Raw genomic sequence first — 17270 nt, 5'->3', positions numbered from 1 at the left:
CTATCCGGTGAGCACCGCGCTGCTGTAGGTCACATCGGCGAAGGCCTGCGCGACCTCGTCGTCGGGATAGTGAAATCCGTTGGCCGCCTGCAGCTCCTTGACCGTGTGGGACGACACTGCCCAGCCGCGCGCCTTGATGTGGTCGACGAGGTGGCTGCGCTGGCCGTGGTAGACGAGATCGTTGAAGTCGACTTCGAAGCCGAGTTCGCTCATCCGGTCGTGGTGTGCACGCCATCGCGGATCCGCGAAAACCGCTGTGTCGGGCACGAATTCGAAAGCCAACTGGCTGCCCGGGGCGCTGAGCTCGGTGATGTTGTCGAACAGCGCGTCTTGAGCCTCGTCCGGCAGGTACAGCACCAAGCCCTCGGCGCTCCACGCCGAGGGCGCTTTCGGGTCGAATCCGGCAGCCTGCAGCGCGGTGGCCCAGTCGTCGCGCAGATCGATCGCGACGGTGCGCCGCTCGGCGGTCGGTTCGGCGCCGAGATCGCCCAGAGTCAGGGTCTTGAACGCAATCACATCGGGCATGTCGACCTCGTAGACGACGGTGCCCGCCGGCCACGGCAAGCGGTAGGCACGCGCATCTAGACCGGAGGCAAGAATCACCGCCTGGGCGACGCCACTGCGCGCGGCCGAAAGGAAGAACTGGTCGTAGAACCGGGTACGGGTGGCCATCCCCTCGGCCATCCGCCGTGGATCGAATTCGGTATCCCCGCCGACCGGGATCTCCCCGTTGACCAATCGGACGTACACATCTATTCCGACCGCCCGCACCAACGGCGCAGCGAACGGGTCGTCGATCAACTTCTCGTCGTTGGACAGCGCCCGCTGGGCGGCAACCATGGTTGCGGTCGCACCGACGCTCGTCGCGAGATCCCAGCGATCACTATCGGTGCGCGCCATCGTGCTCCCCTAACCGAATTCCAACAAACATAGATAAGCTAGTTATTACCACAACTCCGGCACCCGGGCCCGCCGTGGCTTCCGCCGGTTGTGGAGCGAGCGGCGGTACGCGCAAATCGTCGGCTGCGACCGTGACTTAGGAAACCTTGGGGCAGTAGTGCATTGGGTTGTCGCGCTCGTCCAGCGGCGGCAGGTTGCGCACCGGTGTGTGCACCAGCGGCGCATCGGCCGGGATCCGTCCAGAAGCACGATCCAAACCGGCCCTGGCGCGCGGGTGTTTGCGGAATCGTGCTGGCACACAGGCGAACACGAGACGAACTAAGTCGCCAAGACGCCGGTGCAGCCATTCGTCGCGGCGCGACCACTGGTAACCCATCAGCTGGCGCACCGGCGGATCGTAGAGACCGACGGTGAACCAGACGAAGAACGGCGCCAGCAGTTTGCGCTGCGCCGCCCACAACCAGTCCGGAGCCTTGCGGGCGAATGGCGGTTTGGGCAGGTCGGTCAGATCCAGCACGGCACGCGCCGCCTCATTGTTCTCTAACACGTTGCGGCACATGTGATCCCAGTAGACCTGAAATTCCTCCCAGGACGCCGGCACCGGCCGCATGCTCATGCCATACATCCGGTACCAATCGATGTGTTCGTCGAACAGCTGACGCTTCTGCTCCTCGGTCAGACCGCCGCAAAACCGTTCTGCCACATGGATAGTCCCGACGAAGAAGGTCGCGTGCGCCCAGTAGAAGACGTCAGGGTTCAGCGCGTGGTAGCGACGGCCCTGCTCGTCAACGCCCTTGATTTCTACGTGATAGTCCCGCACCTCGGCGCCGGTGACCGGAGCTCGGTCTTGATCGAAGACGACTCCGCCGATCGGATACAACGACCGCAGCAGGCGTGGCCAGCGTTCCTTGAAGAACGTCGAATGGTCGACGACCGCCGCGCCCAGTTGCGGGTGCATGTTCTGCATCGAGCCCGCCCAGGGCCCCTGCAACATGCCACGCCAATCCCCGAAGTAGCGCCACGTCAGCGAATCCGGGCCGAGCGGCATCGGCGGCGCCTGATAGCCCGACGGCGAGACCGGGCACCCGCTGGCAACCGCGTCGGGCCCATCGGGAATTGCCGACTCGTCGATAGTGGTCCCGTCGCTACCAGCTTCGGCGCTGGTCAGTGGGCAGGCTGCGGACGTATGTTGAGTCACTGGTGGGTTTCCTGTAGCTAGCCAAATTCTGACTACGTGCGTTGTCAATATTTAAGCTTAGGAGCGATGTGCAGTCCGGTCAACGACGGGGCCGTTGGTCTGGCGTCCCCCTGGAGAGTCGCCACGCCCTCCGACGCGACAACCTCATCGCCGCCGGCGTGCAGTTACTGGGCAGCGAGCGCGGCCCCGCGCTGACCGTCCGGGCCGTCTGCCGCAAGGCCGCGCTCACCGAACGGTATTTCTACGAGAGCTTTTCCGACCGCGACGAATTCGTGCGCGCGGTGTACGACGACGTCTGCGCCCGGGCCATGACGACCCTCACCTCGGCGGACACCCCCCGGGCAGCGGTCGAGCAGTTCGTCGAGCTGATGGTCGACGACCCGGTGCGCGGGCGCGTGCTGCTCTTGGCGCCGGCCGTCGAGCCGATCCTGACCCAGTCGGGCGCCGAGTGGATGCCCAGCTTCATCGATCTGCTGCAGAAAAAGCTGTCGAATATCGGCGATCCCGTGCTGCAGAAAATGATCGCCACCAGCCTGGTCGGCGGTCTGACCAGCCTGTTCACCGCTTACCTAAACAGGCAGCTGGGGGCCACCCGCAAGCAATTCATCGATTACTGCGTCAACATGCTTTTCAACACGGCAGCCCCGTATGTACCGCCCTTGGACGGGGTATCCGAGTAGCGGCCGTTCGTCTTTGAGAGCGCCTGCATATGTAGGCCAAGTTGTGACCCGCCGCGCGCGGGGCGGAACTTGATGCAACTGACCGACACAGATATATTGACTGCAACCATTAGACACAGATAACTGGGGGTGCCATGCAAGTCGAGCTGTCCCAGCTGCAGCTGCTGCAAGAACTTGAGCCGGTCGTTGAGAAGTACCTGAACCGGCACCTGTCCATGCACAAGGCCTGGAACCCGCACGACTACATCCCGTGGTCGGACGGCAAGAACTATTACGCACTCGGCGGCCAGGAGTGGCACCCCGAGCAGAGCCAGCTCTCCGACCTCGCCCAAGTGGCGATGGTGCAGAACCTGATGACGGAAGACAATCTGCCGTCGTATCACCGCGAGATCGCGATGAACTTCGGCCTGGACGGCCCCTGGGGCACGTGGGTCAACCGCTGGACCGCCGAGGAGAACCGGCACGGGATCGCGCTGCGCGACTACCTGGTCGTGACCCGCGCGGTCGACCCGGTCGAGCTGGAGAAGCTGCGCATCGAGGTGGTCAACCGTGGCTTCAGCCCGGGCCAGAACCACCAAATTCGCGACGACCTGTTCGCCTCGAGCCTGTTCGATTCGGTTATCTACGTGACGTTCCAGGAGCTCGCGACCCGAATTTCGCACCGCAACACGGGTAGAGCCTGCAACGAGACGATCGCCGACCAGTTGCTGGGCAAGATCTCGGCCGACGAGAACCTACACATGATCTTCTACCGTGATGTCAGCGAGGCCGGGTTCGAGATCGCGCCCAATCAGGCGATGCGGTCGCTGCACAAGATCCTGCGGAACTTCCAGATGCCCGGCTTCCAGGTGCCCGAATTCCGCCGCAAGGCCGTATTCATCGCCGTCGGTGGCGTCTACGACCCGCGCATCCACCTCGAGGAGGTCGTGATGCCGGTGCTGAAGAAATGGCGCATCTTCGAGCGCGAGGACTTCACCGGCGAGGCCGCCGAGTTGCGCGACGACCTCGCGCTGCTGATCAAGGAACTCGAGATGTCCTGCGACAAGTTCGAGATCTCCAAGCAGCGCCAGCTCGACCGCGAACTCCGGACGGGCAAGAGGACCACCGCAGCCGAGCTGCACCAGACAGCCGGCAAGCTTGTGATGAGCCGCCGGTAGCCAGCGTTGCGCATCGGTCCATTCACGCTGGCCAGCCCGGTGGTGCTGGCCCCGATGGCGGGCGTGACCAACGTTGCATTCCGGACGCTGTGCCGTGAACTAGAGCAGTCCAAGGTCGGCACCGTCAGCGGACTCTACGTCTGCGAGATGGTGACCGCGCGTGCCCTCGTCGAGCGGCATCCGGTCACGATGCACATGACGACGTTCGCCCCGGAAGAGTCGCCGCGCTCGCTGCAGCTTTACACCGTCGACCCGGCCACCACCTATGCGGCGGCCAAGATGATCGCCGACGACGGCCTCGCCGACCACATCGACATGAACTTCGGCTGCCCGGTGCCCAAGGTCACCAAGCGCGGCGGCGGCGCGGCGCTGCCGTTCAAGCGGCGGCTGTTCGGCCAGATCGTGGCCGCGGCGGTGCGCGCCACCGAAGGCACCGACATCCCGGTGACGGTGAAGTTCCGCATCGGCATCGACGACGAGCACCACACACACCTGGACGCCGGCCGCATCGCCGAAGCCGAAGGCGCGGCGGCGGTCGCACTGCACGCTCGCACCGCGGCCCAGCGCTACTCCGGCACCGCCGATTGGGAGCAGATCGCGCTGCTCAAGCAGCAGGTGAAAACGATTCCAGTGCTCGGCAACGGCGACATCTACGACGCCAGCGACGCGCTGACCATGATGGCCAGCACCGGATGCGACGGCGTTGTCATCGGCCGCGGATGCCTGGGCCGGCCCTGGCTGTTCGCCGAGCTGTCGGCCGCGTTCACCGGCAGCCCGGCCCCCACCCCGCCGACGCTCGGCGAGGTCGCGAATATCGTGCGCCGGCACGGCGAGTTGCTCACCGCCCACTTCGGCGAGGACAAGGGCATGCGCGACATCCGTAAGCACGTCGCCTGGTATCTGCATGGCTTCCCGGCCGGATCCGATTTGCGGCGAGCGCTGGCCCTGGTCAAGACGCTCGACGAGCTCGACGCGCTGCTGGACCGGCTGGACGGCACCGTCGGGTTCCCGGAGGCGGCAACCGGGCCGCGCGGCCGGCAGGGTTCGGCCGCCCGCGTCAGTTTGCCCGAAGGCTGGCTGAACGACCCCGACGACTGCACGGTTCCGGCGGGGGCCGACGTCATGCACTCCGGGGGCTGAGCCCAACCCCGCTCGAAATCGCGTCCGCGGCGATAAGTCAGTACGATGTGGACCTTGCCGGATTGCGCTTGGGTAGCGGTTGGTTTAACCGGCTGCACAGGGGCTATGGACAAAGGCGCGACCTGACGGGTAGCGAAGTTGCAGCGCTGTTAGCGCGGCGCTGCGGTGAATTGGCGCACGGACATCACTGACGGCGGCATCGGGGCTTCGGAGGCGGATAGGACATGAGTGACGGCGAGGTAGACGCCACTCTTGGCCATCGCCGTGGCCCCCGCGACCGCCAACCCACCTCGCCGGCCGCACTAAGCGCGGCGCCCTGGGAGCGATTCTCCGAACCACCCGCCGATGACAGCGTCCATCGATGGCAGATCGAGCCGCCCGCCGCAACGCCCGAGCGTGCTTCAGCCGAGCCGGTCGGCTCTGTCGATCGGCCCGCCCGCAGCGCGGACCGAGGCGGAAGCCATGCCTCCGGGGCGCTCAGCGTCGCGGACCTGATCGCCAAAGTCGGCGCCAGCAACACCGGCACCCGCCACCACCGCGCGGCCCGCGACGATGAACCCGTCGAACCCGATCCGGAGTTGTTCTTCGACTTACAGGACACCCAGGTCATCGATACCCCGGCCTACTCGCTTGACGTGGTCTCGGAGGTTCCCGATCTCGGGCCCGCCACCTACTCGAACGGCGACGCGCCCACGCTCGACCGCACGGTCGAGGAACCGCCCGAGTCACGCCCCGCCAAGCCGAAGCGGACCCGACGCCCGAAATCTCCCGCGAACTCGTCGCCGAAACCCAAGTCCCGCCGTAGGCCGCTACTGCTGGCCGTTCGTTCGATGGCGGCCCTGTGTGCCGGGGTGGCACTGGCCCTGACCGGCGGCGCGTGGCAGTGGAGCACGTCGAAGAACCACCAGCTCAACGTCGTCAACGCGCTCGACCCAGACTCCGGCGACATCGTCGACCCCGGCGGGCAGTACGGCGACGAAGACTTCTTGATCGTCGGCATGGACTCCCGCTCCGGGGCGAACGCCGACATGGGCGCGGGCGACACCGAGGACGCCGGCGGCGCCCGGTCGGACACCGTGATGCTGGTCAACATTCCGGCGAACCGCAAACGCGTGGTGGCGGTGTCGTTCCCCCGTGATCTGGCGATCACCCCCATGCAGTGCGAAGCGTGGAATCCCGAAACCGGAAAGTACGGACCCCTCTACGACGAGAAGACGAAGACGTGGGGCTCCAAGATGGTTTACACCGAGACGAAGCTGAACTCGGCGTTCTCCTTCGGCGGCCCGAAATGTCTGGTGAAGGAAATCCAGAAGCTGTCCGGCTTGAGCATCAACCGGTTCATCGCCGTCGACTTCGCCGGGTTCGCCAAGATGGTCGAGGCACTCGGCGGCGTCGAGGTGTGCAGCAAGACACCGCTGCACGACTACGAACTCGGTACCGTCCTCGAGCATTCGGGACGCCAGCTCATCGATGGCCCTACGGCGCTGAACTACGTGCGCGCCCGCCAGGTCACCACCGAGTCCAACGGCGACTACGGCCGCATCAAACGCCAGCAGCTGTTCTTGTCGTCGCTGCTGCGTTCGCTGATCTCGGAAGACACGCTGACCGACCTCAACAAGCTCAACAATGTCGTCAACATGTTCATCAGCAATAGCCGGGTGGACAACGTCCAGACCAAGGACCTTGTTCAGCTGGGCCGGTCGCTGCAGGGCATGGCGGCCGGGCACTTCACGTTCGTCACGGTGCCCACCGGTGTGACGGACCAGAACGGCGACGAACCACCGCGGACGGCCGACATGAAGGCGCTCTTCAACGCGATCATCAACGACGATCCGCTGCCCGAAGAAAACGACCAGAACGCGCAAAACCTGGGGACTACGCCGACGTCGGGGCCGACGGCCGCACCCACCACCAAGAAATCACCGCCGCCGAGTGCTGCGCCCGAGGCGCGACGCGAGCAGGTGACGACGACCTCGCCCGACGAGGTCACCGTGCGGGTCTCCAATGCGACGCCACAGAGCGGGCTGGCCGCCACCGCCACCAGCCAGCTCAAGCACAACGGGTTCAACGTCATGTCACCCGATGACTATCCGAGTTCGGTGAATGCCACGACGGTGTTCTTCTCGCCCGGCAATGAGCAAGCGGCGGCGACCGTGGCATCGGCGTTCGCGAACTCGAAGGTTGCGCGGGTGTCCGGCTACGGGCAGGTCGTTCAGGTGGTGCTCGGCCCCGATTTCAAGTCGGTGACCGCTCCCGCGCCCAGCGGTTCGTCGCTCAGCGTCCAGATCGACCGCAGCCCGGGGAGCACGCCCACCAAACTGCCCGACGACCTGACGGTGACTAACGCCGCCGATACCACCTGTGAATAACCGTATTTCGCTTCAGTAGATCGCCGATTCCGACGCCGAGTCAGTAGGCTTGGCGACATGCGGACCGCCTACCATGAGCAACTCTCGGATTTATCCGAGCGCCTGGGCGAGATGTGTGGGCTAGCGGGGGTAGCCATGGAGAAGGCAACCCAAGCACTCCTGCAGGCCGACCTCGTCCTCGCCGAACAGGTGATTTCCGGCCACGAAGAGATCGCGGAATTGAGCGCTCTCGCCGAGGAGAGCGCCTTCGTGCTGCTCGCGCTCCAGGCACCGGTGGCCGGCGACCTCCGGTCCATCGTGAGTGCCATCCAGATGGTCGCCGACATCGACCGGATGGGCGCGTTGGCGCTACATGTCGCCAAGATCGCCCGCCGTCGCCATCCTCAGCACACATTGCCCGAAGAGGTCAATGGTTATTTCGCCGAAATGGGCAGAGTCGCAGTCGAACTGGGTAACAGCGCACAAGAGGTGGTGCTGTCCCGCGACCCGGAGAAAGCCGCCCGGATACGCGAAGAAGACGACGCGATGGACGACCTGCACCGGCACTTGTTCTCGGTGCTGATGGACCGCGAATGGAAGCACGGCGTGGCGGCCGCCGTCGACGTGACCCTGCTGGGGCGCTTCTACGAACGCTTCGCCGACCACGCGGTCGAGGTGGCCAGGCGCGTCATCTTCCAGGCGACGGGCAAGCTGCCCGAAGACGAGACGGCGCCCACGCCGTAACCCCGTTAGCCGAAGCGACCGGAGATGTAGTCCTCGGTGGCCTTCTGCGAGGGATTGGAGAAGATCTTCTCGGTGTCGTCGACCTCGATGAGCCGGCCGGGCTTTCCCGCGGCTTCGAGGTTGAAGAACGCCGTGTGATCGCTGACTCGGGCGGCCTGCTGCATGTTGTGCGTGACGATGACGATCGTGTAGTCCTGCTTCAACTCACTGATCAGTTCCTCGATCGCCATCGTCGAGATCGGGTCCAGCGCGGAGCACGGCTCGTCCATCAGCAACACATCGGGTTGTACCGCGATCGCACGCGCGATGCACAACCGCTGCTGCTGTCCGCCCGATAGACCGCCACCGGGCCGGTTCAGCCGGTTCTTGACCTCGTCCCACAGGTTGGCGCCGCGCAGCGAGTGTTCGGCGATGTCGTCGAGCAGCCTGCGATTGCGCACCCCCTGCAGCTTGAGGCCCGCCACCACGTTGTCGCGAATAGACATGGCGGGAAACGGGTTTGGCCGCTGGAACACCATGCCGATCGCCCGGCGCACACCCACCGGGTCGATACCCGCGCCATAGATGTTCTCGTCGTCGAGCAACACGGTGCCCTCGACCCGCGCACCGGGAATGACCTCGTGCATCCGGTTCAATGTGCGCAGCACGGTCGTCTTGCCGCAACCGGACGCGCCGATGAACGCCGTCACGCTGCGCGGGAGAATCGACAGCGTCACATCGGCGACCGCCTGAAACGATCCGTAGTAGATGTTGACGTCTTTCAAGTCCAAACGCTTTGCCACCCAGCACTCCTCCCTAGGACTTCTTGGGAGCAAACATCATCGAGACCACCCTGGCTCCAACATTGATAACCGCAATCATCACGATCAGCGTCAGCCCCGCTCCCCATAGTCGATCGGTGGGAACCGGGTTCACGCCTGCGCCCGACGCTGTCTCGTTGAACATCATGCCAGGCAATGTCCCCATGAATCCCTTGAAGATGTCGAAGTTCATCGCCTGCGAATAGCCGACCAGGATGAGCAGCGGAGCCGTTTCGCCCATCACTCTGGCCAGCGCCAACATTATCCCAGTGATGATGCCCGACAACCCTGTCGGAATCACCACCCTGACAATGGTTTTCCACTTCGGTACCCCCAGCGCATAGCTGGCCTCGCGCAGATCCATCGGAACGATCCGCAGCATCTCCTCCGTCGACCGCTCAATCACCGGCAGCATCAACAGCACCAAAGCCAACGACACCGCGAACCCCGAGCGGTCAATGCCCAGCGTGGCCACACACGACGCGTAGATGAACAATGCGGCAATAATCGATGGCACGCCGGACAAGATGTCCACCATGAATGTCGCCAGCCTGCCGAGTCTGGTGCCACCCCCGTACTCGACCAGATAGATCGCGACCATGACACCGATCGGCACGGAGATCGCGGCGGACACCAAGCCCTGCAGCAGGGTGCCGACAATGGCGTGATAGGCGCCGCCCCCGGCAGCAAAAGGCGTAGTACCCGCCTGGGAATGCGTCCACCATGACGCGGACGCGATCACCTTGAAGCCCTTGACGATAACCGCGCACAACACCCACAGCAGGGGCGCCAGCGCGATCAGCATCGACAGCGAAACCAACACCGTTGCAACGATGTTGGAGGCCCGGCGGCGCCGGCCGAGTCCGGATAGCGTGCGCGCCTTGAGGGGCCGGTCGAAGATCGAGGTCATCGCGCGCCCTTCCTGGTTCCGGCAAGTGCGCCGCGAGCCAAGGCATCGACCACAAAGGTCAGCACGAAGAGCACCAGCCCTGCCGCAATATAGGCACCGGCCTTGTACCGGTCATTGAATTCCCATGCGGTGGCCGCGATCTTGGTCGCAAAGGTCGAGCCACCGTCGAATAGTGACCAGCCGAACGCCTTTTGGGTGCCGCGCAAGATGATCAGCAGCGCGACCGTCTCACCCAGGGCGCGGCCCAGGCCCAGCATCGCGCCGCTGATGTATCCGGACCTGCCGAACGGCAACACCGTTGTCGTGACCACCTCCCAGCGGGTGGCACCGAGCGCCAACGCGGCCTCAATCTGCTCGTGCGGCGTCTGCACGAAGACTTCGCGGGTGACCGCGGTGATCAGCGGCAGGATCATCACCGCCAGCACGATCCCGCCGGTGAAAATGGTGCCGCCGCCGGCCGCCGACGCACTGCCGTCGGCGAACAGGAAACACCAGCCCAGCGACTGATTCAGCCAGGTCGCGACGGGCCTCAGTTGCGGAGCCAGGACATACAGACCCCATACGCCGTAGATGATCGAGGGAACCGCGGCCAGCAGATCGATGGTGTAGGCCAGCGGCCCGGCGAGCCGCCGCGGTGCGTACTGGGTGAGGAAGATGGCGACACCCAGCGCGACCGGCATCGCCAGGATCAACGCGAACACCGAGACGAACACCGTCACCTGCAGCAGGTCGAGGATGCCGAAGTGCATCGCCGAGGTGTTGGTGGTGATCCAGCTGCCGCGGTAGGTGAAGAAGTCTTCTTGGTTGCGCTTGAACGCCGGCATCGCGCGCAACAGTAGGAACCCGCCGACCGCAATGACGACTGCGGCGATCAGTACCGCCGAGGCCTCCGCGAATTTCCGAAATATCCGGTCCCCGAAGCGGGATTGAACGCCTTTCCACGGGCGGATGGGTACGACCGGCGCTGACGGAAAGGACGCGGCAGCGACCGAACCCGAACCCGCCTGGGCTGGATCTGGCGTAGTCATTGTGAATCCGTCACTGCCGGTTTGGTGTCGCTCCTTGGACCCGAGGGCTACTGCATCGCATTGATCGCGGTGACCAGTCGCTCCTTGACCTTATCGGTCAACGGGATGTAGCCGGCCGATGAAAGGTTGGCCTGACCGGTGTTCGCGGCCACAGCCAGGAAGGACTTGATCGCCGTCGCGGTCTCCGCGTCGTAGCCCTTCGAGCAGACGATCTCGTAGGTGGCCAGCACCAACGGATAGGCACCCGGCTGCTGCGCGGCGTACATCGAATTCAAGTTCAGCACCAGGTCGTTGCCACCCGACACGAAGGTGGCCGTGTTGATGGCGGTGCTCGCCGTCTCGGTGGTCAGGGGGACCACGCCACCGGCCGTGGCGAGTTGTGCGTAGGGCAGGCCCGCCTGGTCAGCGAAGCCCTTTTCGACATATCCGATGGCGCCGTGGGTAGCCCGCACCGCCTGGATGACACCGGACGACTTCGCCGCTCCTTCGCCGACACCGCCCTGGAATTCGGTGCCGACTCCCTTAGACCAGCTCTCCGGCGCGGAGGCCGTCAGAAACTTCTGCACGTTGTCGGTGGTGCCCGACGAGTCCACCCGGTAGATCGACGTGATCTTGGTGTCGGGCATCGCTATCCCGGGATTCAGCGCCGTCAGGACGGGGTCATTCCAGACGGCGATCCGGCCGGTCAAAATCCTCGCCAGCGCATCGCTGTTCAGGGTCAACGTCTTGACCTCGGGCAGGTTGTAGACCAGGGCCACCGGTCCGAACACCAGCGGCAGGTCCCACGCGGGGTTTCCGTTGCACCGTTTGGTGGCGGGCATGATTTGGTCGGCGATCAGCGGAGAGTCCGATCCCGCGAAGTCGACGTGGCCGGCGATGAATTGCTCGCGGCCGGCTCCCGACCCGGTCGGGTTGTACGACACGGACTTGCGCGGGCAGTACTGACCCCAGACGTGGCTGAACACCGCCATCGCGTTCTGCTGAGCGGTCGACCCTTCGGCCGTCAATTCGCCTTTGCCGCTACAGGTCGGCGTGTCGCCGGGTCCCGACGACGCTCCCGAGGCCGGGTCGTGGTGATTGTCATCGCTGCCGCAGGCCGTCAGGCCCGCACTGGTCATCGTGATCGCCAACACCGCTGCCGCCAGCGTCTTGCCAACGTTGTCGAGCCTCACCGATCTCGCTTTCTGACGCAGTTTCGACGCATGCGGCCGCCGCTCGAAACTATGCGCTGACGCCCCGTTCACAAGAGTGCCTAAGCGGTGAACGTGCGGTGAATTGTCAGCTGGCACGCCACTTCTGCCTGCGCTTTCTCCTCACCCGGCGGTCGGCGCCGGCGCGTACGCGGTGTCGACGCTGTAGGTGGTGAATCCCTGGCGCCGATAGGTCCGAACCGCGGCGACATTGTCCGCCTCGACATAGAGCAGCACGGTGACGTCGCCCGGGTCTGGCGGCCCCGAGAGGCGTCGAGCCAGCCACTCGATGCCGACGGCCGTCAACATCTGCCCCAGCCCGCGGCCCTGCGCCGACGGGTCGACACCGAGGACGTACACCTCGCCCAGGCGCGGTTGATCGAGGTGCACTTTGGTCCAGTGGAAGCCCAGCAGCCGATCCGCGTCGTCGAACGCCAAGAACAAACCCGCTGGGTCGAACCACGGCTCGCTGCGCCGCTCGGCCAGGTCGGCCGCGGTCCACCCACCCTGTTCGGGGTGTGCGGCGAACGCGGCGTTGTTGACCCGCAGCAGCTCGGCGTCGTCGTCGGTACCCGCGTAGGTACGGACCCGCACGCCGGGAACCGGGGCCACCGGGTCGGGGATCCCCTGGAGCACCAGTCTCATCTGGACGAGCTCCCGCACCGCGATCAGACCCAGCGCCGCCGCGGTCGCGGCGGCAGGCTCCAGCGTGCCGTGCGCCCAAAAGCGGTTACTTCCAGCGGTTTTGGCGATCGCCGCCCGTCCTATCGCCGTGCCGATACCACGCCGGCGGGCCCGCGGATGGACGACGAATTCGGCCATCCCGTCGCCGCCGTCACGGGGCGGACTGAGATTGAGGTAGCCCTCGATGGTGTTGGCGCTGGTGACCAGCAGGTGCTCGGTGCGGTCGTGCCCGAGTTCCCGAAGAACCTGCTCGCCGACGGGTGCTACCCCATCGAATTCGGTTGCCGCCGCGACCAGTTCACGTACGCCTTGCTGCTCTTCGGCGGTCAGTGCAGAGCGCCAGTCAGGGCCCCGGTCCGACCACGTCACTGACTGCGCAGCGGGTCGGCCAGCGGGTCTTCCAGATTCTCGGCGTCGGGCTCGTCGCTTTCGATGTCGTCGTCGGGCGGAGGGATCGGTGCTCGTCCGCGCGCCGGACGAACGGCCTTGTAGCCCACGTTGCGGACCGTGCCGATCAGTGCCTCGTACTCGGGTCCGAGTTTGGCCCGCAACCGCCGTACGTGCACGTCGACTGTCCGGGTGCCACCGAAGAAGTCGTATCCCCACACCTCGTGCAGCAGCTGGGCGCGAGTGAACACCCGGCCGGCATGTTGAGCCAGGTATTTCAGCAGCTCGAACTCTTTGTAGGTGAGGTCAAGCGGACGGCCCCGCAGCCGCGCGGTGTAGGTGCCTTCGTCGATCACCAGCTCGCCGAGGCTGACCTTGCCGGCGCTCTCCTGGTCGGCCAGCCCACCGCGGCGACCGACCACCAGCCGTATCCGCGCGTCGACCTCGGCGGGCCCGGTGCCGGGCAGCAGGATCTCATCCAGCCCCCAGTCCGCGCTGACCGCCACCAGGCCGCCTTCGGCCACGACCGCGATGACCGGGACCGACCGGCCCGCGGTGCTCAACAAACGGCAAAGCCCGCGCGCGGCCGACAGATCGGTGCGCGCGTCGACGAGAACCGCGTCCGCGGTCCCCGCCTCCAGTAGTGAGGAGGGCTCGGGCGGCGCTGTCCGCACGGTGTGGGGAAGCAACGACAACGACGGTAGGACCGGGTCCGGGTGCAGCTCAGAGGTCAGTAGTAGTAGCTCCAACAACCCCTCCAGCTCGTGGGAAAGGCATCTCCCAGATTCATAAAGCCACGTGGCGTTAGTGGCCAGGCAATGTAACGATAACGTGCCACCTGGCCTTTGTGCGTGTCCTTGGTAGCTACTGTGAGCCCCGCCACGAGGTAATCCGGACCGGAATCCCCCGCCGCACACCGCGGCGAACTACGCCACAATATGCGGATGCGCAGGCTGCTGATCAGTGTGATCGCCGCGGTGTCCGCCGCGGCGGTGATCGTCGGCGGCACCGTCGGGGTGGACTACGGCGCCAGCATCTACGCCGAGTACCGCCTGTCGCGCAACGTGCGCACGGCGGCGAATCTGGGGTCGGATCCGTTCGTGGCCATCCTGGCCTTCCCGTTCATTCCGGAGGCGATGCACCGCCACTACCACGAGCTGGAAATCAAGGCGAACGGCATCGAACACGCGCCGACGGGCAAGGCCACCCTCGAAGCCACCATGCACTCGATCGACCTGACCTACGCGTCGTGGCTGATCAGACCCGACGCGAAGCTGCCGGTGGGCAAGCTGGAGAGCCGCATCATCCTCGACTCAACACACCTGGGCCGGTACCTCGGGATGGACGATTTGATGGTGGAGGCGCCACCCGCCGAGACCAACGACGCCACCGGCGGTACCACCGAATCGGGCATTTCAGGTAACCACGGGCTGGTGTTCAGCGGAACCCCGAAATCGATCAACTTCGACCACCGGGTGAGCGTCTCGGTCGACCTTTCGATCGCGCCCGACGACCCGGCGACACTCGTGTTCACCCCGACCGGCATCCTCACCGGACCCGACACCGCCAACCAAACCGTTCCGGACGACAAGCGCGACGCCGTGCTGCACGCCTTCACCGCCAGACTGCCCAATCAACGGCTTCCGTTCGGCGTGGCGCCGCGCACGGTGGGGGCACGCGGCTCGGACGTGATCATCGAGGGCATCACCACGGGAGTAACCGTGACCCTCGAAGGGTTTAACCAATCATGACAACCGTCGTCGTTGCGATAGTCGGGGCTCTGGCCCTAGCGGCGGTCGTCGGCTGGCTGATGACCCGGCGCTCCGGTGCGATCAAAGAAGTTGATTCGGGCCCGCGCCAGAGCACCGGCGTCGACACCGCGGACCTGGGCCTGTCCAGCACCGGGCCGACCGTCGTGCATTTCAGCGCACCGTGGTGCGGACCCTGCGATCGGGTACGCCGGGTGGTCGACCAGGTGTGCGACAACATGGGCGATGTGGCACATGTCGAAGTCGACATCGACGCCAACCCGGCAGCTGCGCGGCGCTTTTCGGTGCTGTCGTTGCCGACAACCCTGATTTTCGACGTCAACGGACGACAGCGTTACCGGACATCGGGCGTCCCCAAGGCCGCCGACCTGCGCTCCGCGCTCGAACCGCTGTTGGCTTGATCGCGATGTCATTGGGTAAGCTGACCGACGTGTCATCCCGCATGGAGCTCATGCTCACCAAGCGCCGCGCAGTCGATCTGTGCCGCGTCGCGGGTTGTTGTTGTCGCTGTTGCTGTAGCTGCTGAGTAGCCGCGCCCGCACGCGCAGCACTCGGAGCAGCCCGGAGCCCCATCCTGGCGTGTCTCCACTTCTTCCGTGCAACAGGCAAATAGGAGTATTTCGTGTCAAGCAGTAATACCAGCGCCCAGCTGGACCGCGTCGACGTTCGTGGACCCAGATTCGCGGCCTGGGTCACGACCGCGGTCCTGGTCGCGACGCTGATCGTCTCGGCGGTGAGCCCGCTGGCGGCCGCGATCATTCTGGGTCTGCAGGCCGTTGTCTTCGCGATCGGTGCTCTCGGCGGCCCGCGCCGGCACCCTTACGGCCGCCTGTTCGCCACCCTGGTGGCACCTCGGCTGGGCCCGGTCAAAGAGCGCGAACCGGTGGCTCCCCTGAAGTTCGCCCAGTTGGTCGGCCTGATCTTCGCGATCGTCGGTACTGCCGGATTCGCCGTCGGTGCGCCCCTGGTGGGCGTCATCGCGACGGCTTTCGCGCTGGTGGCGGCGTTCCTGAATGCGGCCTTCGGCATCTGCCTGGGCTGCCAGCTTTACCCGCTCGTGGTTCGCCTACGACCGACTGCCGGTCCGGCGTAACCGAAGTTCATCGCAAGTAATCGAAAGGATCCCCAACCATGGCACGCTCCGACGTCCTGGTCTCCGCCGAGTGGGCTGAGAAAAACCTCGACACCGCGAACGTCGTGTTCGTCGAGGTCGACGAGGACACCAGTGCGTACGACGGGGGCCACATCGCCGGCGCGATCAGGCTCGACTGGCGCACCGACCTGCAGGACCAGGTCAAGCGCGACTTCGTCGACGCCCAGCAGTTCTCCAAACTGCTGTCCGAACGCGGCATCTCCAACGACGACACCGTGATCCTCTACGGCGGCAACAACAACTGGTTCGCCGCCTACGCCTACTGGTACTTCAAGCTGTACGGCCACACGCAGGTCAAGCTTCTCGACGGCGGCCGCAAAAAGTGGGAGCTCGACGGACGCCCGCTGTCCGCCGACACCGTCAGCAGGCCGGCCACCTCGTACACTGCGGCCCCGCCGGACAACACGATCCGGGCGTTCCGGGACGAGGTGATCGCGGCCATCAACGCCAAGAACCTCGTCGACGTGCGCTCCCCCGACGAGTTCTCCGGCAAGATCCTGGCGCCGGCGCATCTGCCGCAGGAGCAGAGCCAGCGACCCGGACACATTCCGGGAGCGATAAACGTGCCATGGAGCCGGGCCGCTAATGAGGACGGCACCTTCAAGTCGGACGAGGAGTTGGCCAAGCTGTACGCCGACGCCGGCCTGGACGGCACCAAGGAAACGATTGCGTACTGCCGGATCGGGGAACGTTCGTCGCACACCTGGTTCGTTCTGCAGGAATTACTCGGGCACAAGAACGTCAAGAACTACGACGGCAGTTGGACGGAATACGGCTCCCTGGTGGGCGCCCCGATCGAGTTGGGAAGCTGATATGTGCTCTGCACCTAGGCAAGGACAGACGTTGCCGGCCAGCGTCGACCTGGAGAAGGAAACCGTGATCACCGGGCGCGTCGTGGACCGCGACGGCCAAGCCGTCGGTGGCGCGTTCGTCCGCCTGCTGGACTCGTCCGACGAGTTCACGGCAGAGGTCGTCGCGTCGGCCACCGGCGACTTCCGGTTCTTCGCGGCACCGGGAGCGTGGACGCTGCGTGCCCTGTCCAAGGCCGGCAACGGTGACGCCGTCGTCGCGCCGTCGGGCGCCGGTATCCACGAAGTGGACGTCAAGATCGCCTGACCGCTGATGCCGTGACCGGGATCCCCCGGAAGCGCGGCTGATGGCGCGAGGCGAATAGACTCGCTA

19 protein-coding genes are annotated in these 17270 nt (G+C 65.4%); 11 read left to right on the top strand and 8 right to left on the bottom strand.

The window, feature by feature from the left end; genetic code table 11:
* Together LMQ14_RS03815 and LMQ14_RS03810 are read right to left on the bottom strand one after the other, a co-directional pair.
* The gene (locus LMQ14_RS03815) at window positions 1-900 is read right to left on the bottom strand and encodes a class I SAM-dependent methyltransferase (protein WP_267733513.1); all 900 of its coding nucleotides are present in this window, start codon (window positions 898-900) and stop codon (window positions 1-3) included.
* 136 nt (window positions 901-1036) lie between these two features.
* Window positions 1037-2098: an oxygenase MpaB family protein gene (locus tag LMQ14_RS03810; protein WP_420714607.1), complete on the bottom strand. Its 1062-nt coding sequence runs from the start codon at window positions 2096-2098 to the stop codon at window positions 1037-1039.
* A gap of 68 nt (window positions 2099-2166) precedes the next feature.
* Here LMQ14_RS03810 and LMQ14_RS03805 point away from each other — a divergent pair, with 68 nt between their 5' ends.
* The 5 genes from LMQ14_RS03805 to phoU all read left to right on the top strand — a co-directional run bounded on the left by LMQ14_RS03805 (window position 2167) and on the right by phoU (window position 8167).
* Window positions 2167-2778, top strand: a complete 612-nt coding sequence (locus LMQ14_RS03805; RefSeq protein WP_267733512.1) for a TetR/AcrR family transcriptional regulator — start codon at window positions 2167-2169, stop codon at window positions 2776-2778.
* Window positions 2779-2912: 134 nt separating this feature from the next.
* Window positions 2913-3935, top strand: coding sequence for an acyl-ACP desaturase (locus LMQ14_RS03800; protein ID WP_267733511.1), 1023 nt, complete (start codon window positions 2913-2915; stop codon window positions 3933-3935).
* Window positions 3936-3941: 6 nt separating this feature from the next.
* A complete protein-coding gene (gene dusB, locus LMQ14_RS03795; protein ID WP_267733510.1) occupies window positions 3942-5075 on the top strand; it encodes a tRNA dihydrouridine synthase DusB in 1134 nt (377 codons plus the stop codon).
* A gap of 224 nt (window positions 5076-5299) precedes the next feature.
* Window positions 5300-7444, top strand: a complete 2145-nt coding sequence (locus LMQ14_RS03790; protein WP_267733509.1) for an LCP family protein — start codon at window positions 5300-5302, stop codon at window positions 7442-7444.
* A gap of 57 nt (window positions 7445-7501) precedes the next feature.
* The gene (phoU, locus tag LMQ14_RS03785; protein WP_267733508.1) at window positions 7502-8167 is read left to right on the top strand and encodes a phosphate signaling complex protein PhoU; all 666 of its coding nucleotides are present in this window, start codon (window positions 7502-7504) and stop codon (window positions 8165-8167) included.
* Between the two features lie 5 nt (window positions 8168-8172).
* Here phoU and pstB read toward each other — a convergent pair whose 3' ends face one another.
* The 6 genes from pstB to LMQ14_RS03755 form a co-directional block, all read right to left on the bottom strand.
* Window positions 8173-8949 carry a phosphate ABC transporter ATP-binding protein PstB gene (pstB, locus tag LMQ14_RS03780; RefSeq protein ID WP_267733507.1) on the bottom strand — a complete coding sequence of 259 codons (777 nt, stop codon included), beginning with the start codon at window positions 8947-8949 and terminating at the stop codon, window positions 8173-8175.
* A gap of 13 nt (window positions 8950-8962) precedes the next feature.
* Window positions 8963-9877, bottom strand: coding sequence for a phosphate ABC transporter permease PstA (gene pstA / locus LMQ14_RS03775; protein WP_267733506.1), 915 nt, complete (start codon window positions 9875-9877; stop codon window positions 8963-8965).
* Entirely contained in the window at window positions 9874-10905 is a 1032-nt protein-coding gene (gene pstC / locus LMQ14_RS03770; RefSeq protein WP_267733505.1) for a phosphate ABC transporter permease subunit PstC, read from the bottom strand. The genes pstA and pstC overlap by 4 nt, the downstream gene beginning before the upstream one ends.
* A 47-nt stretch (window positions 10906-10952) precedes the next feature.
* Window positions 10953-12077: a phosphate ABC transporter substrate-binding protein PstS gene (gene pstS / locus LMQ14_RS03765; protein WP_420714606.1), complete on the bottom strand. Its 1125-nt coding sequence runs from the start codon at window positions 12075-12077 to the stop codon at window positions 10953-10955.
* A gap of 141 nt (window positions 12078-12218) precedes the next feature.
* The gene (mshD, locus tag LMQ14_RS03760) at window positions 12219-13148 is read right to left on the bottom strand and encodes a mycothiol synthase (protein ID WP_267733504.1); all 930 of its coding nucleotides are present in this window, start codon (window positions 13146-13148) and stop codon (window positions 12219-12221) included.
* Window positions 13145-13918 carry a winged helix-turn-helix transcriptional regulator gene (locus LMQ14_RS03755; protein ID WP_267733503.1) on the bottom strand — a complete coding sequence of 258 codons (774 nt, stop codon included), beginning with the start codon at window positions 13916-13918 and terminating at the stop codon, window positions 13145-13147. The genes mshD and LMQ14_RS03755 overlap by 4 nt, the downstream gene beginning before the upstream one ends.
* 186 nt (window positions 13919-14104) lie before the next feature.
* Between LMQ14_RS03755 and lmeA the strand changes: the two genes are divergently transcribed.
* The 6 genes from lmeA to LMQ14_RS03730 all read left to right on the top strand — a co-directional run bounded on the left by lmeA (window position 14105) and on the right by LMQ14_RS03730 (window position 17204).
* Window positions 14105-14917, top strand: coding sequence for a mannan chain length control protein LmeA (gene lmeA / locus LMQ14_RS03750; protein WP_267733502.1), 813 nt, complete (start codon window positions 14105-14107; stop codon window positions 14915-14917).
* Entirely contained in the window at window positions 14914-15336 is a 423-nt protein-coding gene (locus tag LMQ14_RS03745; protein WP_267733501.1) for a thioredoxin family protein, read from the top strand. Before lmeA ends, LMQ14_RS03745 begins: the two co-directional genes overlap by 4 nt.
* A gap of 5 nt (window positions 15337-15341) precedes the next feature.
* Window positions 15342-15461: an Ms5788A family Cys-rich leader peptide gene (locus LMQ14_RS28255; RefSeq protein ID WP_420714605.1), complete on the top strand. Its 120-nt coding sequence runs from the start codon at window positions 15342-15344 to the stop codon at window positions 15459-15461.
* A gap of 96 nt (window positions 15462-15557) precedes the next feature.
* The gene (locus tag LMQ14_RS03740) at window positions 15558-16028 is read left to right on the top strand and encodes a DUF4395 domain-containing protein (RefSeq protein WP_267733500.1); all 471 of its coding nucleotides are present in this window, start codon (window positions 15558-15560) and stop codon (window positions 16026-16028) included.
* Window positions 16029-16066: 38 nt separating this feature from the next.
* Window positions 16067-16900 carry a sulfurtransferase gene (locus tag LMQ14_RS03735; protein WP_267733499.1) on the top strand — a complete coding sequence of 278 codons (834 nt, stop codon included), beginning with the start codon at window positions 16067-16069 and terminating at the stop codon, window positions 16898-16900.
* A gap of 1 nt (window position 16901) precedes the next feature.
* Window positions 16902-17204, top strand: a complete 303-nt coding sequence (locus tag LMQ14_RS03730) for a DUF1416 domain-containing protein (protein ID WP_036471607.1) — start codon at window positions 16902-16904, stop codon at window positions 17202-17204.
* The last annotated feature ends 66 nt before the right edge of the window (window positions 17205-17270 follow it).

The organism is Mycobacterium sp. Aquia_213 (assembly GCF_026625985.1).
In the GTDB taxonomy this organism is placed as follows: domain Bacteria; phylum Actinomycetota; class Actinomycetes; order Mycobacteriales; family Mycobacteriaceae; genus Mycobacterium.
The sequence above is the reverse complement of the archived record's forward strand: the minus strand, read 5'-3'. Positions and strand labels throughout refer to the sequence as shown.